This is a genomic window from Dellaglioa sp. CoH-57-MRSF-17, assembly GCF_056782015.1.
Genome location: NZ_JBXAXY010000005.1, coordinates 16,178 through 42,560, shown reverse-complemented (window position 1 = coordinate 42,560; position 26,383 = coordinate 16,178). Strand labels below are relative to the sequence as shown.

Annotated in this window: 29 protein-coding genes; 4 read left to right on the top strand and 25 right to left on the bottom strand. The window is 32.5% G+C overall.

Going from position 1 to position 26,383, the window contains the following annotated elements; all coding sequences use genetic code 11:
• Positions 1-218 precede the first annotated feature (218 nt).
• Positions 219-902: a metallophosphoesterase gene (locus AC1RPJ_RS06125; protein ID WP_481761769.1), complete on the top strand. Its 684-nt coding sequence runs from the start codon at positions 219-221 to the stop codon at positions 900-902.
• 78 nt (positions 903-980) lie between these two features.
• Here the strand turns inward: AC1RPJ_RS06125 and AC1RPJ_RS06120 are convergent, their stop codons facing one another.
• From AC1RPJ_RS06120 to AC1RPJ_RS06085, 8 genes are all read right to left on the bottom strand, one after another.
• Positions 981-1,751, bottom strand: coding sequence for an ABC transporter permease (locus AC1RPJ_RS06120; RefSeq protein WP_481761770.1), 771 nt, complete (start codon positions 1,749-1,751; stop codon positions 981-983).
• Positions 1,751-2,647 carry an ABC transporter ATP-binding protein gene (locus AC1RPJ_RS06115; RefSeq protein ID WP_481761806.1) on the bottom strand — a complete coding sequence of 299 codons (897 nt, stop codon included), beginning with the start codon at positions 2,645-2,647 and terminating at the stop codon, positions 1,751-1,753. The genes AC1RPJ_RS06120 and AC1RPJ_RS06115 overlap by 1 nt, the downstream gene beginning before the upstream one ends.
• Before the next feature lie 145 nt (positions 2,648-2,792).
• Positions 2,793-3,839, bottom strand: a complete 1,047-nt coding sequence (locus tag AC1RPJ_RS06110; protein ID WP_481761771.1) for a hypothetical protein — start codon at positions 3,837-3,839, stop codon at positions 2,793-2,795.
• On the bottom strand, positions 3,839-4,732 hold the full coding sequence (locus AC1RPJ_RS06105) for an ATP-binding cassette domain-containing protein (protein ID WP_481761772.1): 894 nt from the start codon (positions 4,730-4,732) through the stop codon (positions 3,839-3,841). Before AC1RPJ_RS06105 ends, AC1RPJ_RS06110 begins: the two co-directional genes overlap by 1 nt.
• Before the next feature lie 2 nt (positions 4,733-4,734).
• Positions 4,735-5,106, bottom strand: a complete 372-nt coding sequence (locus tag AC1RPJ_RS06100; RefSeq protein WP_481761773.1) for a GntR family transcriptional regulator — start codon at positions 5,104-5,106, stop codon at positions 4,735-4,737.
• A 116-nt stretch (positions 5,107-5,222) separates the two neighbouring features.
• A complete protein-coding gene (locus AC1RPJ_RS06095; protein WP_481761774.1) occupies positions 5,223-6,815 on the bottom strand; it encodes a CTP synthase in 1,593 nt (530 codons plus the stop codon).
• Positions 6,816-7,035: 220 nt separating this feature from the next.
• Complete coding sequence (gene rpoE / locus AC1RPJ_RS06090) at positions 7,036-7,632, bottom strand: DNA-directed RNA polymerase subunit delta (RefSeq protein WP_481761775.1); 597 nt, start codon at positions 7,630-7,632, stop codon at positions 7,036-7,038.
• Positions 7,633-7,676: 44 nt separating this feature from the next.
• On the bottom strand, positions 7,677-8,117 hold the full coding sequence (locus AC1RPJ_RS06085) for a YwiB family protein (protein ID WP_481761776.1): 441 nt from the start codon (positions 8,115-8,117) through the stop codon (positions 7,677-7,679).
• Positions 8,118-8,285: 168 nt separating this feature from the next.
• Here AC1RPJ_RS06085 and AC1RPJ_RS06080 point away from each other — a divergent pair, with 168 nt between their 5' ends.
• A complete protein-coding gene (locus tag AC1RPJ_RS06080; protein ID WP_481761777.1) occupies positions 8,286-9,653 on the top strand; it encodes an HD domain-containing protein in 1,368 nt (455 codons plus the stop codon).
• A complete protein-coding gene (gene yidA, locus AC1RPJ_RS06075; protein WP_409021948.1) occupies positions 9,643-10,458 on the top strand; it encodes a sugar-phosphatase in 816 nt (271 codons plus the stop codon). The genes AC1RPJ_RS06080 and yidA overlap by 11 nt, the downstream gene beginning before the upstream one ends.
• A 59-nt stretch (positions 10,459-10,517) precedes the next feature.
• On the opposite strand, the gene AC1RPJ_RS06070 is transcribed toward yidA, so the two are convergent.
• Together AC1RPJ_RS06070 and AC1RPJ_RS06065 are read right to left on the bottom strand one after the other, a co-directional pair.
• Complete coding sequence (locus AC1RPJ_RS06070; protein ID WP_481761778.1) at positions 10,518-10,676, bottom strand: hypothetical protein; 159 nt, start codon at positions 10,674-10,676, stop codon at positions 10,518-10,520.
• A 17-nt stretch (positions 10,677-10,693) separates the two neighbouring features.
• Positions 10,694-11,050: a DUF3899 domain-containing protein gene (locus tag AC1RPJ_RS06065; RefSeq protein ID WP_481761779.1), complete on the bottom strand. Its 357-nt coding sequence runs from the start codon at positions 11,048-11,050 to the stop codon at positions 10,694-10,696.
• Positions 11,051-11,194: 144 nt separating this feature from the next.
• Between AC1RPJ_RS06065 and mscL the strand changes: the two genes are divergently transcribed.
• On the top strand, positions 11,195-11,644 hold the full coding sequence (gene mscL / locus AC1RPJ_RS06060; RefSeq protein WP_409021944.1) for a large conductance mechanosensitive channel protein MscL: 450 nt from the start codon (positions 11,195-11,197) through the stop codon (positions 11,642-11,644).
• Between the two features lie 729 nt (positions 11,645-12,373).
• Here mscL and AC1RPJ_RS06055 read toward each other — a convergent pair.
• The 15 genes from AC1RPJ_RS06055 to AC1RPJ_RS05985 form a co-directional block, all read right to left on the bottom strand.
• A complete protein-coding gene (locus tag AC1RPJ_RS06055; RefSeq protein ID WP_481761780.1) occupies positions 12,374-12,538 on the bottom strand; it encodes a hypothetical protein in 165 nt (54 codons plus the stop codon).
• Between the two features lie 891 nt (positions 12,539-13,429).
• Complete coding sequence (locus AC1RPJ_RS06050; RefSeq protein ID WP_481761781.1) at positions 13,430-13,945, bottom strand: hypothetical protein; 516 nt, start codon at positions 13,943-13,945, stop codon at positions 13,430-13,432.
• Entirely contained in the window at positions 13,942-14,580 is a 639-nt protein-coding gene (locus tag AC1RPJ_RS06045; protein WP_481761782.1) for an ATP-binding cassette domain-containing protein, read from the bottom strand. Before AC1RPJ_RS06045 ends, AC1RPJ_RS06050 begins: the two co-directional genes overlap by 4 nt.
• Before the next feature lie 16 nt (positions 14,581-14,596).
• The gene (locus tag AC1RPJ_RS06040) at positions 14,597-15,292 is read right to left on the bottom strand and encodes a hypothetical protein (protein ID WP_481761783.1); all 696 of its coding nucleotides are present in this window, start codon (positions 15,290-15,292) and stop codon (positions 14,597-14,599) included.
• Positions 15,256-15,954, bottom strand: coding sequence for a hypothetical protein (locus AC1RPJ_RS06035; protein WP_481761784.1), 699 nt, complete (start codon positions 15,952-15,954; stop codon positions 15,256-15,258). Before AC1RPJ_RS06035 ends, AC1RPJ_RS06040 begins: the two co-directional genes overlap by 37 nt.
• A complete protein-coding gene (locus AC1RPJ_RS06030) occupies positions 15,941-16,750 on the bottom strand; it encodes a hypothetical protein (RefSeq protein WP_481762192.1) in 810 nt (269 codons plus the stop codon). Before AC1RPJ_RS06030 ends, AC1RPJ_RS06035 begins: the two co-directional genes overlap by 14 nt.
• A 58-nt stretch (positions 16,751-16,808) precedes the next feature.
• Positions 16,809-17,222: a hypothetical protein gene (locus AC1RPJ_RS06025; RefSeq protein WP_481761786.1), complete on the bottom strand. Its 414-nt coding sequence runs from the start codon at positions 17,220-17,222 to the stop codon at positions 16,809-16,811.
• A 487-nt stretch (positions 17,223-17,709) separates the two neighbouring features.
• Positions 17,710-18,687, bottom strand: a complete 978-nt coding sequence (locus AC1RPJ_RS06020) for a ribose-phosphate diphosphokinase (protein WP_481761787.1) — start codon at positions 18,685-18,687, stop codon at positions 17,710-17,712.
• Positions 18,688-18,777: 90 nt separating this feature from the next.
• Positions 18,778-20,169, bottom strand: coding sequence for a bifunctional UDP-N-acetylglucosamine diphosphorylase/glucosamine-1-phosphate N-acetyltransferase GlmU (gene glmU, locus AC1RPJ_RS06015; RefSeq protein WP_481761788.1), 1,392 nt, complete (start codon positions 20,167-20,169; stop codon positions 18,778-18,780).
• A 201-nt stretch (positions 20,170-20,370) separates the two neighbouring features.
• On the bottom strand, positions 20,371-21,201 hold the full coding sequence (gene purR, locus AC1RPJ_RS06010) for a pur operon repressor (protein ID WP_409021938.1): 831 nt from the start codon (positions 21,199-21,201) through the stop codon (positions 20,371-20,373).
• Positions 21,202-21,386: 185 nt separating this feature from the next.
• Positions 21,387-22,214, bottom strand: a complete 828-nt coding sequence (locus tag AC1RPJ_RS06005) for a metal ABC transporter permease (RefSeq protein ID WP_481761789.1) — start codon at positions 22,212-22,214, stop codon at positions 21,387-21,389.
• Positions 22,175-22,867 (bottom strand): metal ABC transporter ATP-binding protein, encoded by a 693-nt coding sequence (locus AC1RPJ_RS06000; RefSeq protein WP_481761790.1) that lies wholly within the window; start codon positions 22,865-22,867, stop codon positions 22,175-22,177. The genes AC1RPJ_RS06005 and AC1RPJ_RS06000 overlap by 40 nt, the downstream gene beginning before the upstream one ends.
• A gap of 9 nt (positions 22,868-22,876) precedes the next feature.
• Positions 22,877-23,839, bottom strand: a complete 963-nt coding sequence (locus AC1RPJ_RS05995) for a metal ABC transporter substrate-binding protein (protein ID WP_481761791.1) — start codon at positions 23,837-23,839, stop codon at positions 22,877-22,879.
• Between the two features lie 331 nt (positions 23,840-24,170).
• A complete protein-coding gene (locus tag AC1RPJ_RS05990) occupies positions 24,171-25,394 on the bottom strand; it encodes a serine hydrolase (protein WP_481761792.1) in 1,224 nt (407 codons plus the stop codon).
• A gap of 369 nt (positions 25,395-25,763) precedes the next feature.
• Positions 25,764-26,354 (bottom strand): cysteine hydrolase family protein, encoded by a 591-nt coding sequence (locus tag AC1RPJ_RS05985; RefSeq protein ID WP_481761793.1) that lies wholly within the window; start codon positions 26,352-26,354, stop codon positions 25,764-25,766.
• Between the last annotated feature and the right edge of the window lie 29 nt (positions 26,355-26,383).

The window sequence follows — 26,383 nt, the reverse complement described above, 5'->3', positions numbered from 1 at the left end:
AGTTTTAGACTAAAAATCTTACTGTAGGTTTTTTTAGTTAACTAATCAAACGGAGGCATGATACTATCACGAAGAAAAAAATATTAAGTGTCATTTTCATCCTATTAATAGTAAGTGCCGCATGTACCTTTTACGCATTTAAAATAGAGCCTTACCGCGTTGTCGTTAAAAATATTGCTTTAAATAAGGCAGATACTACTAAAAAGAAACTTAAAATTGTGCAAATTAGTGATGTCGAAATAGCAGATGATTATACACCTGAAAATTTCGGAAAAATTGTTAATAAAATCAATCAAGAAAAACCAGATTTGGTCTTATTTACAGGTGATTTATTCAGCAATTACAATCAATACCATCCCGTAACAGCTATTGTTCAAAAACTAAGTGAAATTAAATCAACCTATGGAAAATACGCAGTATATGGAAATAAAGATTACGGTGGCGGTGCAGCCAGAGTTTACACTACTGTAATGAATCAAGGTGGTTTTACTGTCCTTAAAAATAGTTCAACGACTATCAATGTAGGTGGAAATTCATCCATTTGGTTGGGTGGTGTAGATGACTCTCAATTAGGTATCCCCGATGTCCAAACGACAGTAGCTCCTGATAAATCCAATTCAACGTACCATATTTTAATGGCTCATGAACCTAGTTTGTCAAATGGTTCATTTAATACCGTCGATTTAATTTTAAGTGGTCACACACATGGTGGCCAAATTCGTATTCCTTTCACTAATAAAGGATTATTATCTGATCATGACGGAGATGGTGGCTACTCTAGTGGCCTTTATACACTAAAGAACAATACAAAATTATATGTTAATAGTGGTATTGGAACATCTCGAATCTCAGCTCGATTCCTAGTACCTCCACAGATTGCAGTATTTGACTTGTATCTTTAGTAATAGTCATTTTAAGCTACTCATAATTATTGGACAAAAAAAGTGTATCGTCAAAAATTAATTGACGATACACTTTTTTTAAACATTTTTACGTTTGAAAACAAAATAACCTAAAAATAAAAATAGTGCCGTATAAGCTAGATTACCTATAATCAATTCGTTATTCGTTAATTGAGTTAGTTTTTCAAACTCCTGTCCGTCTGCCCACTGATTACTTAAATTCATCATATTAAGTGGATTCCATTTAATCCAATCCCATTTAGCAATAGCTAACATTTGGATTCCTGATAAAATAGATGTTAAGAAATAAAAAACAATACCAGCTGCAATCGAAGCACCTGAACTACTAAAGATACTAGCCAATAATAATACCAAACTTAAAATCAACCAGGTACTAATAAAATTCCCCACTAACGTTGTTATTAAAGACATAACAATCGTTTGGTTATCTATTTTATCTGACAAGGATACCATTGGTAAAAGCACTAATTTAGCTATAATTGAAGCCACGAATATTAAAACATTCAAATAAATCGAATAGATTAATATTGTAAGCCATTTACTAGCTAAAACAGCTCCACGTGAATATTTCCGATAAAGCAAATCCTTAATTGTACCAAACTGTGTTTCCATAGCAATAATAACACTTGCTGACGCAATTAAAATGAAAATAATTAATTGAATAGATCCAAATCCACTTTGTACCATGCTTGCTGGATCGAAAATCGAACTATATATTTTTGTTAAAAGTGCTACCCCAAAAATAAAAACAAGTAATATCGCTGATATAATCGCTGTAGATTTCTTTTTACCTAACTTAAATAATTCTTGTTTAACTAAAGTTAACATTAAGCCTTACCTCCGTCATTACTATCTAATAAATTCAATAGTGATTCTTCCATATCATGTTCTTGATGACGTACATCATTTATTTGAATTTTATTATCGTAGAGCACTTGGATAATATTTGCTAAAGTATCTTGTTCGTCTACCTTTACTTTAACTGTTTGATCAACTGCCAATTCATAATTAGCGGCCTTTAAAAGAACTTTAGCTTGCTCGTTTGACGTCGTCTCTAGTAAAACATATCGCTTACTACTATCACTTAATTCAGTAGTAGACATTGCTTTCATTATTTTACCTTCATTTAAAATAATAAAGTGATCAACAATTTTCTCTAATTCACCTAAAATATGACTTGAAATCAAGAACGCTGTCCCGCGTTTAGATAACTTTAAAACAAGTTCGCGGACATCACGTGTTGCTTGAGGATCTAATCCGTTCATAGGTTCATCTAAAATAATTAATCTTGGTCTATTTAATAAAGCTAATGCAATTCCTAATTTTTGCTTCATTCCTAATGAATATGATTTAGCTTTACGATTAATGTAATCTGTCATATGCAAATCAGCAACAATTTCATCTAATTCTTCTTTGGTATTGATTTCAGAGAATAATTTTAAATGATCATAGCCACTTAAAAATGGATAGATACCAGGATATTCAATTAAGGCACCAACTTCTTCTAACCCTTGATGGCTAGTTGTTGATACAATTTTACCGTCAATTGTTATTTCTCCAGTTTGGTAATTTGATAATCCAAGAATTGATTTCATGATGGTTGTTTTACCAGCGCCATTAGCACCAACAAGCCCAACAATCTCACCTTCTGCGATTGTAAAATTAATACCTTTGAGGACTACCTTTTTACCGAAACTTTTAGTTAAATTGTTTATTGTTAACATTTCTTTCAAATTGAATCCCTCCCAATAATTGCTTTTACATTCCTATAAACAGTAGTTTAGCACAATTCCCTTTTATTACATACTAACAAGTCTGTAAGGTCAAAATGGCTACCTATTCTTAGAGAAATAGGTAGCCATTTTACTTTTATTTTTTATTTTTCGAAAAAATACGTTGCAATTTTTGACTAATATTTTGTGGACGATAAATAACAATATAAGCAACAATGACTGTAATACAGCCGCTTATCAAGCCATATCCTATTTTTTCCCCAATTGTATCATAATTAACTACAGCCATTAAAATAGCTATATAAGCCGTTGTAAAAATGAGTAGTGGTAGTTTTAAATAATCGAATTGTAAATAAGGACTATCCTGTTCTAATGATAATTTGTTGAAATAATGAACTGCCATCACTATCATCAATAACCCAGCAATCAAGTATATAAATCCTAGTACAAGATAATAAGTATTAGACATGTCTTGCGTTTGATCAAAAATGAATCCTTCAAAGTAAGCAAACCATATCAAGGCCGAGCCAGTGAATCCCAACGCAGTGACGACAGATGCTACAACCCGACGAACTAAAACACCTACCACAAGGCCAACACTGTATAGCGCAATCAATTGACTACTATCTAAGAATAAATGTATCATTCTATCTGATATAAAATTTGGATTACTTACTGAGATAGCTACATCAGCAACAAATGTTGTTATAATTGAACCTACAATAAAAGTAAGTAAGGCAGGTAGTAACATTAGACCAATTTTTTTTAAGAAAATGCGTTTTCTAGAAAATGAGCTTGAAAATATAAATTCATTAAATTTAGTTTGCATATCATACATATTAGTAAATATCCCTAATAAGATAGCACCCAGACTAAAAATAACTAGTGCTGTTTTTGCATTTTGAAATGTACCATCATGAATACTTACATCTTTTATTTTAATATTATTTTTTTCATATGTTGCTCTGCTAACTGAACCTATTTTACGATGATCCGCTTTTGCCGAATCTTTTTCACTTTGAACAAACTCTGTATAAGTAAGATTGGCCGCGTCTATTCCCGTAGTGTCAACCGAATTATGTAGTGTAAACCCCATAACAACCACAATAAGTGCAACAAGTGATAAAACAATCCACTTATATCTCTGCCAAATAATCTGATTCAATCTTCTATTAACTGTCACTACTTCCCACCTCCGGTATTTTCTTTAGCCGAAAGACTTGCTCGGAATAAATCTTCCAACGTTAACGGTAATTCTTCGAATAATGCCGGATCTTCAGCTTCAATTTGAGCTTCAATTTCATCTGAATAGTGTTCAAATAAAACAGTGACGACACGACCTTGAATACTCATTGCTCGGCTATTTTCTTTAATGAAAGCTGGAATTTCTTTTGATTTAAACACCAATTGAACTTTTCGTGATTCTGAACGCGTGTCTTCCAAACGATAATCACTCACAATATGTCCATCTTTTAAAACCATTGCGCGATCGATTAATCGATCTAATTCTTCTAAATTATGTGAAGAAATAAGTACACTTCGCTGGTCTTCAGCAACGGCATCAATAATAATTTGGAAAACTTGTTTACGGACAATTACATCTAACCCGTCCAGTGGTTCATCTAAAATAACATATGGTGCACCAGTGGAAAAGGCCAAAATAATATTAAATAATCCTTGCATCCCTTTAGAAAATTGACGATATTTTGTTTGTTTAGGTAGGTTGTATTCTGTGACCCAATTATCATATTTTTGACGATCAAACGTTTGATAAGCGAGTTCATAGAATTCGACAATCTTATCTATTGTGTAGCTGTCTAAAAAATTATTCTGTGTATCTAAATAAAAGAGTTTTTCCTTCAATGATGAATCTTCTTTCATCCATTGATCATCAATTAAAATATCACCTTGATCTGGTATGTATTGGCCTGAAATTGATCTGAATAAGGTTGTTTTACCAACTCCATTACGACCAATTAGACCCACTATTTCCCCTGGGACTAAAGACATATTAATATCATTAAGTATCTCTTTGTCACTAATTTTCTCTGATAAACCTTTAATTTCAAATCCCATTCTTAGTCCTCCTTTTCAAAATACGACTTAACCCAACCCTGAATCTCATCTTCTTGGACACCGAGATAGGTCACTTCTTTAATCGTATCTAACAATGCCTCACGATTTTTTTGGATTTGTCGTTCATCGCGATTGCTCTCATTATTGGCTTTGACATATGTCCCTCGACCTTTAACTGTCACGATTACATCCTGTGATTCTAAAACTTTATACGCTTTACTAACCGTATTTGGATTCATTTCATGAATTTTAGCCATTTCTCTAACTGACGGCAACTTGTCTTCTGTCTGCAAAATTCCTTTAAAAATATCTTCTTTTATACCTGATATCAATTGTTCATAAAACGGTTTACTACTCGTCTTATTAATTTGCAATTATCTCACCTCATCCATGTGTACTATAATACATAGTACACATATTAAATACAACCCTTTTAGACATAAAAAAAGAGATAATAACAAATTGTTATTATCTCTTTCAATTACATTTATTAAACTGTAGCGTTCACAAAGGCTTGGAATAAACCTTCTGGACGTTGTGGTCTTGATAAAAATTCTGGATGGTATTGAGCTGCCACAAAGAATTTATTTTCAGGAATTTCAACAACTTCAACTAAACGATTATCTGGAGATGTTCCAGCAAAAACCAATCCTTTATCAGCAAGTTGTTCACGGTATTCGTTATTAAATTCATAACGATGACGGTGACGTTCTTGGATAACTTCTTGATTATCATAAGCTGCAGCTGCTACCGTTCCTGGTTTTAATTTACATGGATATAAACCAAGACGTTGTGTTCCACCCATATCTTCAACATCTTCTTGATCTGTCATCAAGTCGATAATGTTATGTGGTGTTTCTGGAACAGCTTCAGTTGAATGTGCGCCTTGGAGCCCAACAACGTTACGTGCAAATTCAATACATGCCATTTGCATACCAAGACAAACACCTAAGAATGGAACATTATTTTCACGCGCATATTGAATTGAAAGAATCATCCCTTCAAGTCCACGATTACCGAATCCTCCTGGAACGATGATTCCATCAGCATCTTGCAACGTTTCAACAATATTACTTTCATCTAATTTTTCTGCATCAACCATTGTGATTTTAACATCAGCATCAACAGTGTATCCAGCATGTTTCAATGCTTCGGCAACAGAAATATAAGCATCTGGCAATTTAACATATTTACCAACCAACGCAATATTGATTGTTTTCTTCAAATTTAAAACTTGTGTTTCAAGTTTTTGCCATTCAGTCATATCTGCTTCTGGTGTTGTTAATTTCAAATGATCAACAACGATTTGGTCCATTTTTTGTTTTTGTAACGCTAAAGGAATCGTATATAATGTATCAACATCCATTGATTCAATAACGGCTTCTGGTTCAACATCACAGAAATTAGCTAATTTATTACGCATATCTTGCGAGATATGTTCTTCAGTCCGAACAACCAACATATCTGGTTGAATACCCAATCCGCGTAATTCTTTAACACTATGTTGTGTAGGTTTCGTTTTCATTTCACCTGCAGCTTTTAGGTAAGGAATCAATGTTGTATGAATATAAATAACATTATCTGAACCGACATCAGCTTTCATTTGACGTAATGCTTCAAGGAAAGGCAATGATTCAATATCACCAACAGTTCCACCTATTTCAGTAATTACAACATCAGAATCCGTTGTTGTTCCAGCACGCATAATTTTTTCTTTAATTGTATTTGTAATATGTGGTATAACTTGAACTGTGGCACCCAAATAATCACCACGACGTTCTTTTTGTAAAACTTCTGAATAAATTTTACCAGTCGTTACGTTTGAATATTGATTTAAGTTAATATCAATAAAACGTTCATAATGACCAAGATCTAAATCAGTCTCTGTACCATCATCAGTTACGAAAACTTCCCCATGTTGATAGGGACTCATTGTTCCTGGATCCACATTGATATAAGGATCAAACTTTTGAATAGTAACTTTCAAGCCTCTATTCTTTAATAAACGGCCAAGAGATGCTGCAACAATCCCTTTACCAATTGACGAAACAACGCCACCTGTAACAAATATATATTTGGTCATTATAAATCTCCTTTGGGTTAATTTTTGTGGGGATTCTGTGTTTGTGGCCTGATAGTTATTGTTCATTATGTCTATAAAAAACAACAAGCCCCCTAAGCCGAGTAGAATAATCTAATCAGTGTAGGGAGCTTGTATCAACCGTGCGTTTGTCCTCGCAAGAAATACCTGCGAGGCGCCCAAAAAATATATTACAGGGTTTTGACGAAATCGTCAAGTCCTTTTAATTATTTTCCTCGTCGTCTTCTGCATCTTCATCGGATATTTCAGATAATTGATCTTCAATACCTTCTGGTAATTCTTCTTCATCATCAGAATTACTATCAGCTATTTCATCTAAATCTTTATCATAACCTTTAATTTCTGTATCTTCATCATCATCTTCGTCGTCATCTTCATAAGTTGCATCTAAATCGTCGTCCTCAGGATCATCATCATTGTAATCAATAACGTCATCATCATCAGCGGCATCTGCTAAGAAAGCATTAACTTTCTTACGTTTTTTACGTTTAGGACGATCTTCATCGTCTTCATCTTCTACATGAGCAACAGCTTCATCGATTGAATCGAAGGGATACCATGAACGTAATCCCCATAAGTTCTCTCCAAGTGAAATGAAGCTACCATCAGCATTTAAATCTGTGTAAAATTGTGATAAGCGATCTCTCACTTCTAAATCATTTTTACCAAGATATGTTTGGATTTCATTAGTTAAGTCAGCAAAACCCATGACGTCACCATGTTGCGATAAGATTGCGTGAGCAACCTCGATCATTGATAACTCGTCTTTGTTTTGGCCATCGAATTGTTTAAGCTCCAACTAGCACACGTCCTTTCCAAAAGTCTACTCTTAATCATACATTTTTATGCCGTAAATTGCAATCGTATATTATAGTCTCCCAACAATTCACCGCTTGTTGTTAAGCGATAATCAATATCAAGTGATCCCGAAATTGGTTGGCTATTTAACTGACTTTTTAATTGCGTTGTTTCAATTTCAATTGGAATACGACCATACGCTGTTTTATAAACCCCATTAATTTTTTTTTGCGCTAAAAAAATTAATTTTGTGCGTATATCATCTGTTTCTCGAGTTAATTGAATTTCACCATCATCTTGCAATTTAAAGGTAACTGGATTTTTTTTACCAGACTCTGCGTCTTCTTCTTTATATCTGATATACATCCCATCGCCTAAACGAACGAGTTGTCCCGTTGTTTCGATGACATAGCGTTCAACTTCGCCTTCTTGTGTTTTAATTGTTTCCAAATGGATCGCAATTTGTTTATCTAACGTGATTGCCATACAACTTAATTCCTCCATTCACCTTATCGTTTCACTGTATTATAACTTAGATTTAAATGAATGTCGTTACCTATAATCATCATTATGTCATGACTAAATTACGAATGTTCGTTATAATAGAAGTATTACGAACTTATTTACTATCTAAATTTTCGAGGAGGGATTCTATTGCTCGAACAATCGCCGTTACTTGCTAGAGAAAAAGTGTTACGTGATCCTATTCACGATTACATTTATGTGCAACATCAAGTTATTTTAGATTTAATTAATACTAAAGAATTCCAACGTTTACGCCGAATTAAACAGCTCGGTACAACTTCATTAACTTTTCATGGAGCGGAACATTCACGTTTCACCCATTCCGTGGGTGTTTATGAAATCACACGTCGAATCTGCGATAATTTCCAACGAAATTATCCAAGCAAAGAAGCTGGCGACGGTTTATGGGACGACTCCGAAAAATTAGTGGCGTTATGCGCTGCTCTTTTACACGATATCGGCCATGGTCCATACTCACATACTTTCGAGCACATTTTCAAAACGGACCACGAAGCTATCACTGCTCAAATTTTAACTGATCCATCAACTGAGATTAATCAAGTTTTAGCAAAAGTTTCTGCTGATTTCCCAGAAAAAGTGGCAAGTGTTATTCAAAAAACGTACCCTAATCCACAAGTTGTCCAATTGATTTCGAGTCAAATAGACGCTGATCGAATGGATTACTTATTACGTGATTCTTACTACACTGGTACAAATTATGGTACATTTGACTTAACTCGGATTTTACGTGTGATGCGTCCTTATAAAGGCGGGATTGCATTTGATATCAATGGGATGCATGCCGTTGAAGATTATATTGTCAGCCGATTCCAAATGTACGTCCAAGTTTATTTCCATCCTATTTCTAGATCAATGGAAGTTATTTTAAGTCATTTATTAAATCGGGCTAAATACCTATACGAAAATAATCGCTTAAGTGCCGAGGATTCACCAAAATTATTGATTCCACTTTTTAAAAATGAATTTTCATTAGATGATTATTTACAATTAGATGACGGTGTTTTAACCACTTACTTCACGGAATGGCGTCAAAATACTGATAATATCTTAAGTGACTTAGCTGTCCGTTTCCTGGATCGCAAACCATTTAAATCAATCAAATTTGATGAAGAGACTGTTGATTTATTACCTACTCTAGAACGTCTTATTGAATCAGCTGGCTTTCAACCTGACTACTATACGGCAGAAAATGACAGTTACGACTTACCTTATGATGCCTATGATCCAACCAAAGATAAGCCGCGCACCCAAATCGAATTAGCTCAAGAAGATGGTTCACTTGTTGAATTATCTAGCGTCAGTGACCTCGTTGCTTCTATTACTGGTAAAGTATCAGGCGACCGTCGTTTCTTCTTCCCAAGAGAATTAGTAAAATCAGAGAACGATTTATTCACTGACATTTATACACAATTTAGAACTTATCTTAATAATGATACTTTAATCAACCCAAAGGAGAATACACAACATGACAATTAAATTAATCGCAATCGATATTGACGGTACTCTCGTTAATGATAAAAAAGAAATCGCCCCAGAAACTATTACTACTATTAAAGCTGCTAAAGCTGCTGGCATCAAAGTTGTCCTTTGTACCGGACGTCCTTTAACAGGCGTTACAAAATACTTAGAAAAACTCGGTTTAACATCAGATGATGATTTTGTTATTACTTTTAACGGTGCTTTAGTTCAAGTTTCAGGCTCTGGTGAAGTTTTAATTCATCATACGTTAGATATTAATGATTACAACATAATCGAAGAAACAAGTCGTGAATTAAACGTCCATGTTCATGCTGAAGATCAAGCATTAATGTATACACCTAATGCTGATATCAGTGAATATTCTGTGGCAGAGTCATTCTTAGTTCAAATGCCTATTCGTTTCCGAAAACCTGAAGAAATGGACAAGAATATCGTCATTTCGAAAATGATGTATATTGATTATCCTGAAGTTATTACACGTGTCGTTAAGGAATTACCCGCAAAAATTACCGATAATTATTACTACGTTCAAAGTGAACCTTACTTTTTAGAACTCCTAAACAAAAATGCCAGCAAGGGAAATGCCGTTATGTCCTTGGCTGATAAATTAGGTTTCACCAAAGACGAGGTTATGGCACTTGGTGATCAAGGTAATGATTTATCAATGATCCAAGCAGCAGGTCTAGGTGTTGCCATGGGTAACGCCATTCAAGAAGTTAAAGATAATGCTCAAGCAGTAACTGCTACTAACGTTGAGTTAGGTGTTGCTAAAGCAATCCAAAAATATGCATTAGCTGATTAAATAAATTAAAAACGGACCTAACTTTGAATAATCAAAGTTAGGTCCGTTTTTTTGGCGAATTATCTTCTAAACAACAATCGCATAAATTCTCTAAAAGATAACTTTGATTGCTTAAATTGTTTATATAATGATCCAGCATTTTCTGCAAATCCACCATCTACAAAGTATGCTCCTACAGCAAAACACAAAACGATGATAATACCCAAAAAAATATTCATGACATCATCTCCCTAGTTTAAATAGTCACTAATACAGCAATCAAAATCAATAATGCACCAACAATAAAACAACTACGCATCAATGGTGATATTTTAAGCGGACGATTTTTTTTACTTCCTACACTTTTAACATCAATTTTACGTTCATTATAATCTTCTTTAGATTCACCTTTATCTCGTCGTTTAAACCAGCCAGCGAATAGTTGTGCTTGGCTCAAAATTAATATAATGCCGACTAGAATTAATATAATGCCAATATAAAAATATACATTAGATAAAGAAAAACTATCCCCTCCAACACGGATCCAGATAATCGCAGTAATGATTGCCAGTACACTTAATAAAAATGTGACATTCCTTTTAGCCTGTTTCATGATAGTTAGTTCCTCGCTCGCTTTTAATTTGTGCTTTGATTATATCATTCAAACCTATTAACTCACAATTTTCAGTTCACTTATCCTATAAAATCCGTTATACTTTAAGATACAGTTAACCAAATTAAAGGAGACTCATCAAACATGTTAAAAGAATTTAGAGATTTTATCACTCGCGGAAATGTGATGGATTTGGCAGTCGCTGTTATTATTGGTGGTGCATTTACAACAATCGTTAAGTCTTTCACAACTAACATCATTGGTCCTATCATTGCACTTGTCGTCGGTAAAGTTGACTTGTCAGGGATCGTTCTCACAATTGGTGATACAACTTTCAAAATCGGACAATTTTTAGACGATGTCATTAACTTTATAATCGTAGCCTTTGTTATCTTTATGTTGCTTAAAGGAATCACAGCACTTAGAAATGCAACAAGTAGATCTAATGATAAGGAAGAAGAATCTTCAGAAACGACATTAACACCTACAGAAGAATATTTAAAAGATATCCGTAACTTACTAGCTGAAAGAGATAGTGACTTACCTCGAGAAGCATCAAAAAAAATTGAAGAAAAAATTGCAAAAGAAGACTAAATAATAATTAATAAAAACTTGATTCTGATTTTTAATCGGAATCAAGTTTTTTTATTTTACTTATATTTTATCTTTTTTACATCACATTTTCTTCACAACTACTTGTTATGATAACTTCATACCTTAATTAATAACTTTTAAATTTTAATTTATTTCCCCGAATAAATTAATTTAACTCATAACTAATTTCTCCCCTGAAATTAATTATCTCTACTCCCTTTTTCCGTCAGTCTCCCCGGACTGACGGTTTTTTTATACCCTTAAAATTAAAGTGTATCGACTATAAAATCATAATATTCAAGCGTTATAATCTGTAGTAATAAATAACAATCTAAGATTATTTTGGTCCCCCTTTTTAACATTACGAGTACTGTCTCTAATTAAATATACGTTTGAAGTCTAAGTTTAATGCCCAACCTAATTGGTTATATTCTCAGATTAGACACAAGACTATTCTGAGAATCGATTAGCTCTATAATAAATTAAAAAGAGAAGTCTCCAGATTGATTTCTGATTACTTCTCTTTTTAATTAGTTTTTATTCTATTTTTTTAACTTTTTTTCTAGTTCTAATATCTTTTTTGTTGTTAATTCATTAAGTTTAGCAGAACTAATTATTACTTTTCGTCTAGCTTTCTTATATTTATATAAACATACACATAAGTAAATGTAGAAAGCAATCCAAATACAAAATAATACTAAAGGCATAACAAGATAAACTAGATCATAACTATTCATTATTTTTCCCTTCTAATCTACTTATTTGTTCTTGTTGCTTCTTTTCCACATCATTAAGTTCGGTAATTTCTTTTTTATATTTCCGCATTTTTAAAATCATAAATACAAGCGTACCAATTAATAAAAATATTAATACTTTTATCTCAAATTCTATCATATTCTTCTCCTTCTATATTATTAAGGAACCTACAAAGACTATGAAAATAGTAACTAAAGTTACCCCAAGTTCTGCCCCAACACTAGTTACTGTACTAGACGTACTAAAAGCCATAGATATTTTGGGTAACTCTCCTGCATAATCAAAGTCAGGCTCTCTAAATTTTTTAATATAATATTATAATCTTGTACCGGATATGGATCACTCCCTATTCAATTAGACTCTTCATAAAGTATCTTAATTCCATAAATTATTTCACCTTTAATTAATTGACTAATTATTCAACCCTTATTCAATCAAAATATTATAGAATAGACTTGATAGGTTACAAACAATTCAAATGAATCTTTAATTTTCATTTACCTTCTGCTAGCCTTAAACAGTCTTATAAGTTATAATTTAACAATTCTTGAGCTAAAAGAACCATAGCAACACTTTCTTAAACTATATTTACTACCTTTTAATATACACTTTATCAATTTTAAAGGGTAGTAGAAAAGTTGTATTTAATAATCAGCTCAAATAGTGCTTTATTCTAAGAAAATCTTTATGTAAAAACTACTAAAATATTATATATCCTATACTTTCACCCCACAAAAAAAGTAATCATATTTTATCCTTTTTACGTCACATTTTCTTCACAACTACTTGTTATGATAACTTCATACCTTAATTAATAACTTTTAAATTTTAATTTATTTCCCCGAATAAATTAATCTAACTCATAACTAATTTCTCCCCTGAAATTAATTATCTCTACTCCCTTTTTCCGTCAGTCTCCCCGGACTGACGGTTTTTTATGTTGAATTTGAATACTTTAAGAATAGTAAAAAACAGCCCTAGCATTACCTGCCGGGACTGTCTAAATTAATTTAATTTACCTAGTGATATTCACTTAAAATCACTTTGATAGATATATTTTATATTAGTACCTGGTTTGGACGAAGTTAAAAACACTAAATTAAAAGAACGATTACCAGAGCCTTTTCTAATAATTGCTTTTAAAGTCTTATGATTTATCCCGACATGCAGCGAAGAATCAGATTCACCTTTTTCATTAAGCATATCAGATTGGGTCACATCATAAGAACTATTCATAACAAATAGCCCTCCGAGTGGAAAGTCACCATCTTTTTTTGATTCAATATCGACATCAATACTGTCATTGTAGTAAGCTTCGTCTGAGTCTTTAGTGACGTGATGCTTGATTTTAGTAAATACAAATTTTTCATTTACTATTTTTTGATGATTAGATGTTACAAACACATTCTTAATTTGACTGTTTTTATATTGTTCGGTTACTGCTGCATGAGCATTCCATAACCATACAGCGCTTGCTAGTAAGCAGATGCCTCCCAAAATAAGTAATCCTCTCTGACTTAGTTTCCACGAATTTTTATTTTTCATTTTAGAATAACTCTACCTTCTGAAATGTGAATGATTTTATCACTCACTTCGTTTAAGAAAACACTATCATGATTAGAAATAAGGATTGTTTTCCCTGCTGCTTTTTGATCGATAATTAACTGACGCAAAAAGTCTTTTCCACTATCGTCTAGTGCATTACTAGGTTCATCTAATATTAAAATAGGTGCATCATTGATTAAACAACAAGCAATTGAGGCCCTTTTCTTCATTCCTAATGAATAGTGTTTAATCGCACGCTTATCATTAGGATCTAGTCCAACATAAGTTACCATTTCGTTCAATTCATTCTTAGTCATTTTATGACTATTTAGTTGATTAATTAAGTCCAAGTTTTTAAGAACTGAAAAATCTTCTAACATACCAATACTATCCATAGAAAAAGCAATGCTGCTTGAAAAAAGTTCATCTACTCTGATATATTTTCCATTAACCCAAACTTCACCTTCAGTAGGCTTTACAAACCCAATAATCGTATTAAATATCATGGATTTCCCAGCACCATTTGGCCCACTGAATCCACAAACGATTCCTTCTTCAATTGATAAATTGATATCTACTAAAATATCTTTTTGCTTAATTCTTTTGGAAATGTTTTTCAACTCTATTATTTTCATTTTTACACTACTTTCTTTAAATAAAATCAATATCTTTAATTTTTATAAGTGAGATAATGATGCAACTCAATATAATCGTTAATAAAATTATAATGTTAACCGAATTATGATTAGGGTTAAATCTAGAGAGCATTGTTGCGTCTATAATGGATATGTGAGAAATATAAACATCTAATATTATGACTGCTAAACTCCCTATTAAGGGTAGTATAAAATCATCTAATAAAAATGACGCTGTTGATAACAATACAAGATAGGTGAAACTAAATATAAATAGATAACTATAGAAAGCTAAATGTGAGATACCAAAACCGTTTATAATCACTATCAAAAAATAAAAAAAACTATTATAAATTCCTAACATCAATAAATTGCTAAATAAATAATTTTTATATCCAATATTATGTAGAATTTTAAAATCTGATTTCCATAGTAACATTTGTGAATTTCCAATAGCTAATGCTGGAGAAATCACAAAGATGAACCAAAATAAAGGAAAAGATTCTCCCTCAGTATCTAACGAAGCACCATATAGTAAGCTCGTCATACCACTCACTTGATCTCTTTTGCACAATATGATCATCATCGTTAGCATAATAAAAATGAGCACCGTACGCCATTTAGAATAATAAATCGTTAAATAAATATTTCTAAAAACTAAGATACTGAAAAACTTCAATTTATAGAGTATTCTTTTTTTGATAAAATCCATCTTTGAAAAACCTCCAAAATAATAAAAAAGAGTAGTATAAAGAATATATTTTGAATTAAATATAACGTGTTAACACTATATCCAAGACTGATTATGCCATGATTAAAAAACAATCTAATCCCTCTTTCGTTCAAAAATATTTCTAATTGATAATAACCATAAATTAAAAATAACGATATAATTTTATTTCCTGTGAGGCAATAAAAGGACGCTATTAAATTATAAAAAACATACATTGCGATAAAATAAATAACCATTGTAACTAGCTGATAGCCATTTATATTATATTTTAAATTATCCTTATTTAAAATTAAAAAAAGGATTCCAGAGATAACAAATGCACAAATATATATGGCATAAAAGTAATTCACTTGTACTCTCAAAAAAGAAAAAGGTTTTCTTATATAATACATAATTGGAAATTTAGAACCCTGAAAGGGTAATAATATCAATATTGGAAAGAAAAGAATCATTATATTTTCAATATTTAAACTATTTTGTAGTCCTCCTTGGACTACGTCAATAAAGGAACTATTCTTTTCATTACCTAAAAATAAATAATATTCAAAAAGAGATAAAATAATTAATAAACAGAACGTAAGAATATCTATTACCCAGTCACGAGACCGTTTAGTTTTTAAATATATTTTAAATAATCGCATTACGTTTTACTCCCATAAAATTAAAAAGATAAGCTACAATGAGAACCAAAAACAAAATCCCCATAATAAATGATAAAGGAGGTAGGCCCTCCGCGGGTCCTCCTACCATAGGAAGCGACAAAGGTGCAGCAAGATAAAAAGGAAATACAGCAGCTAAAACACTTATAAATAAGCACAGTAAAAAACTAAAACTAACCACACTATAAATTGTTTTTACATATAAACTAACACTCGCGGCAACTACAGAAAAAACACCTGCGAACAAACCTGCAAGTAAAATATAAAATAAAATCCCCGTATATGATTGCTGGAAAAGGTCCTTCATAAAATATGTTGAATTCGATGCAAGTCCCAGATTATTATTTAATACAGCATCTAATGGTTGATTAGGGAATAAACACCATGCTACTAATAAATCCAATAATAAAGGTAGTATCCCAATCAAAAATCCTGAAATAAAGCTTAAGCTAAATGAATGAATAGAATAATTAATAATTCCCTTTTTTTGTACATATTGTTTAATAAAACCTGTTTGTTTATCCTCGAAGACAATTAGATTCAAACCAATCACTGAAAATAAAGGTAATAACAAATAAAATAAAGCTGAAAAATCGCTACCAGTACCACCTATACCTATCCATGTTGTAATCACAGTAAAAGTTAAATTAGAACCATCTAGATAAGTCCTATTAGGTAACATATCCATAGACACGTGAACTACTATTAAAGCAAAACCCACTAATATGCCATAAAAATATTGTTTCTTCGCCATACGCGACAGCCAATAAGAATTCATTTTTTTCACACCAATCTTTTATTTTAATATAATGCGTAAGAGAGCACATTATTTCTTCTTATCTATCAGGTTTCCAATTACCATCAGCACTACCATATGCATGAATACTATTTACAATATATGCATTGTTTCCTGTTCCATACCACTCTACTAAATAATTAGTTAATTTTGTCTGTCCTTTAGATTTAATAACATATTTTTTTCCTTTAGAAACAGATACATTTCCTGTACGACCAGCCTTATAAGAGTGTCCCCAAGCTTCCACACGTATTTTTCCCGATATCTTTTTGATGTTTAATTCATACGCAGTTTTACTCCACTTTTGAATTCTATAAGTTTCGTCCCAAGGATCATTCCATCTATTAGCAAGATGAACATAATTCGGATTGTTAGCCTCTACACGATCTGAACTTAAAATTGCTATACCAAAAACACATATTGCAACTAAAATAAATGACATTAATTTTTTCATAAAAACTCCTTAAAATTCTCCCTTACGCATTTAATATTATATATAAATAATTAACTCAAAACAATAATATTCAAGTTAAAAAAGACTTTTATAATTTATATATAATATAAAATTAATGCTAATATTAATAAAAAATCACTTTAATGTTGTTTATCATTCTTAGTAAGATCTATTAAGTCCTAAGATATTCAAGTAAACAGACTGCTTACTACTCTAACGTACTAACTACGAGAAGAACTTTCTTCCTTTTTACGTCACATTTTCTTCACAACTACTTGTTATTATAACTTCATACCTTAATTAATAACTTTTAAATTTTAATTTATTTCCCCGAATAAATTAATCTAACTCATAACTAATTTCTCCCCTGAAATTAATTATCTCTACTCCCTTTTTCCGTCAGTCTCCCTGGACTGACGGTTTTTTTATGTCCTAAATTTGGATACAAAAAAAGTTAGACAACATTAGTTATCTAACTTTCTTAACTTTATTTTTCATTATGGAAACGATTTTTAAATAATGGACTAACTGGTTTGTTTTCATGAATTCTCGTGATTGCATCCCCAATTAATTGACCCACTGAAATTTGAACTAATTTATCAATTTTCTTATCTTCAGGTAACTGAATTGAATCTGTTACGATAAATTGCTTAATAGGTGATTTTGCAATTCTTTCAACAGCTGGACCTGATAAAACCGGATGAGTTGCACTTGCGTACACTTCAGTTGCACCGGCATCCATTAAAGCCTGAGCAGCAAGCGTAATTGTTCCTGCCGTATCAACCATATCATCAATTAAGATACAACGTTTGCCTTCAACGGTACCAATAATGTTCATCACTTCAGCAACGTTAGCTTTAGGACGACGTTTATCAATAATTGCAATAGGTGCTTTCAAGAATTCTGCTAATTTACGAGCACGTGTCACTCCACCATGATCAGGTGAAACGACAACAGAATCTTTATCTAATCCTTCGGTTAAGAAGTAGTCAGCTAATAAAGGTGCACCCATTAAATGATCAACTGGGATATCAAAGAATCCTTGAATTTGAGCAGCATGCAAATCAAGCGCTAAAATTCTTGTTGCACCAGCTTTTTCTAACATGTCAGCAACTAATTTTGCTGTAATTGGTTCCCGTGAACGTGCTTTACGATCTTGACGAGCATAACCATAGTAAGGAATAACGACATTAATTGATTTAGCACTTGCGCGACGCAAAGCATCAATCATAATTAATAATTCCATAATATTGTCATTGACGGGTGCAGATGTTGATTGAACAATGTAAACATGATCTCCACGAATACTTTCTTCAATATTAATTCTGATTTCACCATCACTAAAGCGATCTACAGAGGTTTTACCTAATTTAACACCAACAGCATCAGCAATTTTTTCAGCCAATGGTTTATTCGAGTTCAAAGCAAAAATTTTCAACTTTGGATCAAAATAATGTTCTGACATATGTGCCTCCAGTTATTTAATTTTCCCTACTTAAAATTTTAAATATTAATCAAGTAAATTGCAAGTTAAAATCCGATAAGAATTCGCTTACTAATCAATTTCTGGTGCATGAGCTACTGGTAATTTGTCAAAATAACCTTTTTTATTCACTTGACGACCACGAGCAATACCCATATCGTGTGAATCAATATTATCTGTAATTGTTGATCCGGCAGCGATAAATACATGATCACCAACTTCTAGTGGTGCAACTACATTAGATCCACTACCAATAAATGAATGATCACCAATGTTGGTATGGTGTTTATTAACGCCATCATAATTAACAAAAACGACGCCGCAGCCGACATTAATATCTTTACCTAAAGTGGCATCCCCGACATAAGTCAAATGACCAACTTTAGTACTCTTACCGATAGTTGCATTTTTAATTTCTACAAAATTACCGATATGAGCAGCTTCACCAATATGTGCTTGAGGACGTAAGTGACTGTATGGTCCAATGTTACTCATTGTTTCCATTTCAGAATCTTCAAGATATGATGACGTAACAGTTACCTTATCATGAATAATACTATCAATAATTTCAGAATGAGCACCAATGACACAATCTTCACCAATGACTGTATTACCTTTTAAGTAAACGCCTGGTTCTACAATTGTATCTGAACCAATTTTAACATTATATTCGATGTAAGTCGTCTCAGGATCAACTAAAGTCACACCATTGCGCATATGTTTTTCGTTAATCCGGCGTTGCATAACTTTAGTTGCAGCAGATAAAGCCACACGATCATTTACACCCATTGATTCAGAGAAATCTTTCATGCGGTAAGCTGCGACTATCTTACCTTGTTTTTTAAGAATTTCCATAACGTCAGTTAAGTAATATTCACCTTGTGCATTATCATTTGTTACTTCATGTAAAGCTTCAAATAAAGTTTTATTATCAAAACAGTACACACCTGTGTTAATTTCTTGAACATTAGCTTCTTGAATTGTGGCATCTTTTTGTTCAACAATTTTTTCAACAATCCCAATATCATTACGAATAATTCGACCGTAACCCGTTGGATCTTCTGCTTGTGCTGTTAGAACAGTTGCAGCAGCACCTTTTTCTTTATGATATTCAAATAATTCACCAAATGTTTTGGCAGTAAGTAACGGTGTATCACCATTAGCAATAATGGTCATACCCTCTTTATCTTTTAAGATTTTTTCTGCTTGAAGGACAGCATGACCAGTTCCCAATTGTTCTGCTTGAAGAACATATTCTGAGCGATTGCCTAACGTTTCTTCAACCTGCTCAGCACCATGTCCCACAATAGTAACAACTTCATCCATATTATTTGCTTCAATTTCCGATAAAACGTGGTCAACCATTGGACGCCCAGCAATCGGATGTAACACTTTATATAGTTTAGATTTCATTCTTGTACCTTTACCGGCAGCAAGAATAATGGCATATTTAGCAACTGTCATTAGATAGTCTCCTCCAATTATATTCTAATATTCTACCTTAATAATAGCTTAAACCCGTATGCGTTGCAAGATTTCGAATAAATATGCTTACTTTATTCGAAATTAAAAAACACTTGATTTTAAATTATTATTGGAATTTTCTAAAAAAAACTTAATGTTAAATTTAACATTAAGTTTTCATATAAATTATCTATTAACTTTTTATTTTTTAAATGTTTTTGTTAAATAATTTCCTTCACTAACATGAATGGTTTTGTCTGTATGATTAATTTCATCAACTTTTAACAATGAACTATAATCATCAACAATTCGGTCACCACTAAAGGCGCCCTCAGCGAAAACGGAAATACCGACTAAGTTTGCTTCAAACTCTTCGATTAAACTCTTCATTCCGTTAACTGTGCCGCCACCCTTCATGAAATCATCTACGATTAATACGTTAGCACCACGTTTTAAACTACGCTTTGATAATTCCATTTTTTCAATACGTTCACTCGAGCCAGATACATAGTTAACACTAACGGTTGAACCCTCGGTAATTTTTGAATCGCGACGCACAATAACAAATGGCACATTCAAAAATGTTGAGACACTTTGTGCGATGGGTACACCTTTAGTTGCAACTGTCATAACGGCATCAATTTTTTGGTCTAAGTACTCTGTTGCAATCAAGCGTCCTACTTGACGTAAAACGTCAGGACGGCCAAGTAAATCAGATAGATAGACATAGCCACCAGGTAATAACCGATCTTTTTCTGATAACTCCTCAGTCATTGATTCAATAAATTCACGTGCTTCTGCTTCATCAATAGATGGAATAAAACGTGCACCGCCAGCTGCGCCAGGAATTGTTTCTAGCGTTCCCGTGCCTCGCTCTCTAACTGTACGTTTTACAATCGCAAGATCTTCACTGATTGATGATTTAGCTGATTCATAGCGTTTTGAGAAATACGTCAAAGAAACCAACGTATGTGGTCTTTCTAGCAAATAACGAGTCATATCAATTAATCGATCGCTTCTTCTTGTTTTCATATATATATCAGGCCTTTCTTTTAAACATATCTAGTATTCAAAGTGTGATTTTCATTATAACCCGTTTTACCGAATAATAACAGTAAAATGCCAAAATATAATTATTAACGTTCGGTTTTTAATGATTTTCTAATAAAAAAACAAGCTATTTTTAAAAGTAGCTTGTTGATTGTTAATATTCGGTTTTATTTTTGTTTATTAATTTGAAGTCTAACGGATATAACTTTAATAATACTGCATATAATGAAAATCGTAATGAATAATAGCGTAATCGTTGCGCCAGGCGGTGTATTAAATTGGTAAGATGACATTAATCCGCCAACCATCCCTATTACACCAACTATCACACCAATTATAATAACCAGATTAAAGCTACGACCCAATCGCATTGCAATTGCTGCAGGTAAAATCATAATTGCAGAAACGAGTAGTGCCCCGGCAATTGGCATCATTATAGCAATCGTCACACCTGTAACTGCGTTAAAACTAATTGACATCAATCTAACCGGTAACCCTTCAGCAAAAGCCGTCTCTTCGTCAAAAGTTAAAACATACATTGGCTTTTTGAATAGTAGGAAGAGAACGACAATTAATACAGTTAAAATTGCTAAAATGATAACCTGCGCTGAACTAATCGTCACAATTGAACCAAATAAATATTGCTGTACACTCATTGAACTGGCACCTTGATTTAAACTCATTAAAACTAAGGCAATTGATAGTCCGGCAGACATCATAATGGCAATTGAAACTTCTGAATACGTACGGTATAAATTGCTTAAAAATTCAATTAAAACTGAGGCAATTAAAACCACAATCAGTGTGGTAATTGTTGGATTAATATTAACAAACAATCCTAACGCGACCCCTGCTAACGAAACGTGTGACAATGTATCTGCCAAAAGCGATTGCCTTCTTAAAACTAAGAATAATCCCAATAACGGCGTAATTACTGCCATTAAAAGTGAAGCAATTAAAGCTCGTTGCATGAATCCATCGAGAAACATCTCCATTGTGAGTCCTCCTTTCTAACTAATTTAATGTGACGATCAATATATTCTGAAACATCTTCATGATCATGCGTTATCATCAAGATACCTTTATGATGCGTATGGGCTTCATGTTGTAATAATTCGTAGAAATCGTGACGCGATTGTTCATCCATCCCTGTTGTTGGTTCATCTAAAATAAATAAATCAGGATCTGCTGCAAAAATACGGGCTAAACAAACACGTTGTTTTTGACCACCAGATAATTCACCAATTTTATGATTCTTAAAGTTCCACATATTAACTGTTTCAAGTGCTTTTTTTATATGTTCATGATCATTTTTATTCAGACGTCTTAACCAACGATTTTGTTGGTAACGGCCTGATGCTACTAGTTCATATACTGTTGACGGAAACCCCGCATTAAATGATGAAATCTCTTGTGGGATATATCCGACACGTAATTTTTTATTATCTAAATTAGTTTTAGAAATTTCAGCAGTTCCTTTAGCCGGATGTAATAGGCCAAGTACATTTCTAATTAAAGTTGATTTTGCAGCACCATTTTCACCAGTTAAAATGACAAATTCACCCGAATCAATGTGGAAATTAATATCTTGTAAAACAGGTTCTTCATCGTAATAAAAGGTAAGATCTTTGACTTCAATATATTTCATCTATTCTCCTTATTTAACAACCGTTTTTAACGATTTTAAATTATCTTGCATAACTGAAAGGTATGTTTCTCCATTTTCGATTTGAACTTTTGATAGTCCTTCAATTGGATTCAATCCTTTAACCTTAATATTTGTTTCTTTAGCTAGCATATTCGCAATTTTACTAGAATCATTAGATTCAGTAAAAATGGTATCTACATGATACTTTTTAATATACGTTTGTAGCTCTGCCAAACGTCTTGGACTAGGTTCTTCATCCGAAGAAATACCCGCAACCGCAACTTGCGTTAGTCCATATTGTTTTGCCAAGTAAGCAAATGCAGCATGTTGCGTAACAAATGTTTTATTCTTAGCATTTTTAAATGTCGTTTTATATTCTTGATTTAATTCCGTTAATTTTTTCAAATAAGCATTTGTTCGTTTTACATAATACTTTTCATTTTTAGGATCTTGCTGAATTAATTCATTTGAAATGTTTTTAACCATTTTTTTTGCGTTTTCAGGATTTAACCAAATATGAGGGTCATAATTATTAGTCGATGAAAATGAACTTTCCTCTTCTTTATTAGCTAATTCAGCCTCTTCACTTTTCAATTCTTCGTTCTCATCAATCATTTTAATTGAATGACTAGAATTTAAAATCTGCGTTTGTTTTTCATCAATACTTGATTTCAAACTTTTAACCCACGTTTCCATATTATTACTACTATAGATAAAGATATCTGACCTCGCAATTTTACTAATATCCTTTGCACTAGGTTCGTAATCATGCGGTTCTGTCCCGGCAGGCATCAACATTGTTATATCTGCGTTATCGCCTGCAACTGCCTTAGTAAATTCATACACTGGGTAAAATGTCGTGATAACCTGTAATTTATTAGACTCTTTCTTAGTTGCCCCTTGCCCACACCCGGTCAATACAACAACTAACATCGTGAGTACTATGCTTACTAAAATTAATTTTTTTTGCATGGTTTCTCCCTCATTTTTTCAAATCGTAATCTAAATAGTAATCAATACCATTACCGACAAATATTAGAATATCATTTTAGGTACAGCTACGTCAACTTTTTTAAGTGTCACTACGGTGTTAAGCTGTCATTCGTATAAGTTCATCTTGTTATAATAACTGTATTTAAAGTCGACCTGTCAGCAAGTGAACCGTTTCCAATTTAAAAGTGAACTATATCATTAGAATTAAATATAATTTACTATTAATATCTTGCGCGCAAAAAGACGCAACATCATAACTAACCATTAGTTACGATGTTGCGTCTCATTATTTTATCTGGTAACTCTTATTTTACTCTAGAATATCTTGATATAATTCTAATCCTAGCCTATTCATTCCCGGAATCTGCTTATCTTCAGTTCCCGATTCTGACATCGCCACAACTATAAATGCCTTTTTATCTTTTTCTATAATGGCAGCATCATTTTGAATACCATATTCGTTGTATTCGCCTGTCTTATTATAGACTGTAACACCAGTTGGTAAGGACGATGGTAATTTAGTTAGATTTTTATTTTCTTTTAGTAAATCTAGCATTGCCTGATCCGATTGGTTAGACACTAATTTATGATTATACATTTTTTTAAGAATTTTACCCATATCTGTTACTGACGTTTTATTATCGATTCCTGAATTAAGGGCATCTGTATCCATCATTTTTCTTTTAATTGTTGTATTAATTGCGCCTAATTTTTTAATTTCTGTATTAATTGAAGCAAATCCACCAAGTTTATCAATCACAATATTTGCAGCAGTATTATCACTGTCATCAATCATTTTTTCTAATAATTCTTTATATGACAATCTAGTACCTGCGCTCATATTCTGGATTTCTCCCGTTCCACCGACCTTATCCGATTCTGATAAAACATAGCTATCCTTTAGGTTGATGGTCCCTTCTTTTTCCATAGAATAAGCTGTAATTAAAATAAATAATTTAATCATGCTGGCTGATCCTTGCGCATGATTATTTTCAACTACCGGTGCACTACCATCTGTTAACGAAACGTAGACCGAATTTTTTCCATCAACGTCATCCATATATGTTGCAATATCATTCTTAATTTTAACTTTATTTAGTACTAAACTATTTTCTGAAGATTGCGTTTTTTCCGATGTTTTCTTTTCTTTTGAGCTAGATACTGCAGTAGTTGTTTCCTTCGTCGGTACACTATCTTTGTGCGTTAACTTTCCAGCTATAAGATAACCGCCACCCGCTATAATAACAAGTAAAATAATTCCTAAAACTATTTTCATCGGGTTGTTATTTTTAGCTCGTTTTTCTGTTATTTCATTGTTTACTATTGGCGCTGCTACTTTATTAGTATCTTGCGCTTTCGGATTAAATTTAAAGCCACAATTATTGCAAAATTGATCCTCAACCTTATTTGCTATGTTGCATTGCGGACATGTTTTCATAGGAGCAACATTTTTATTTTCTAACGGTTGCCCACAATTATCACAGTATAATGCATCATTTTCATTCTGAGACCCACATTTCGAACAAATTTTCATATCTTCACCTCGTAATTTTTAGGACTTTAACTTATCCTTCATTACATCCCTATTTTTTCTATATATGTACTCAATATCTGTTACTCATAAACTAACTATCAACACTTATGTTTCCTCCATACCTTTCCCCAAATATGGCTTTTATTCTCCCAAAGACAATCCCCCATTTTCTTGCAAATTAGATTAATCTAACACGCTACATTAAATCATGTCTTAGTTATAAAGTTAACCTATATTAGGTAGTATGTAAATAGAAGGATGCGTTCTTAACTAGTCGCTTAATTAGTCATTATCTCCAATTTTTTAATAAAAAAAAGTGCTATCACAAAGTGACAACACTCTCTTCCAACAATAGCTGTACTAAATCCACTAATCTTTAATTTCTGCACCCAGAGAATCCTTAAAATGTGACAGTGCCCATACATGTCCAGCTTGATTAAAACTAGCTGTCGCCTTTTCATGAATGACAATCTTATAGCCCAAATTATATGCGTCAATTGCGGTATGCAAAACACAAATATCTGTGCAAACACCAATTAAATGCACTGTTTCAATTGACCGAGCTCGTAATCTTAAATCTAAATCCGTTCCCGCAAAAGCACTATATCTCGTTTTATCCATCATATAAACATTTGATTTATCTTTATGCGCCTGATACCAAGGCTCCAACTCACCATAGAATTTACGACCGTTTGTACCTGCAATATTATGTGGTGGAAATAAATTAGTTTCTGGATGAAATGGGTCATTTTCATAATGAATATCAGTTGCTAAAACAACATAATCACCTTTTTGTTCAAACTCATTCATTAATTCTATCACTCGAGCTTCAATCTCTTGAGCAGGTTTTCCCGCCGTTAAGTGTCCATCTGTCGCTACAAAATCATTTGTATAGTCAATTTCAATTAAGGCTTCCACAAGTTGTCCCTCATTTTCAGTTGTATTTAATGCCTTCAACATAACAAATTATGCTAATTATCGCAATAAAA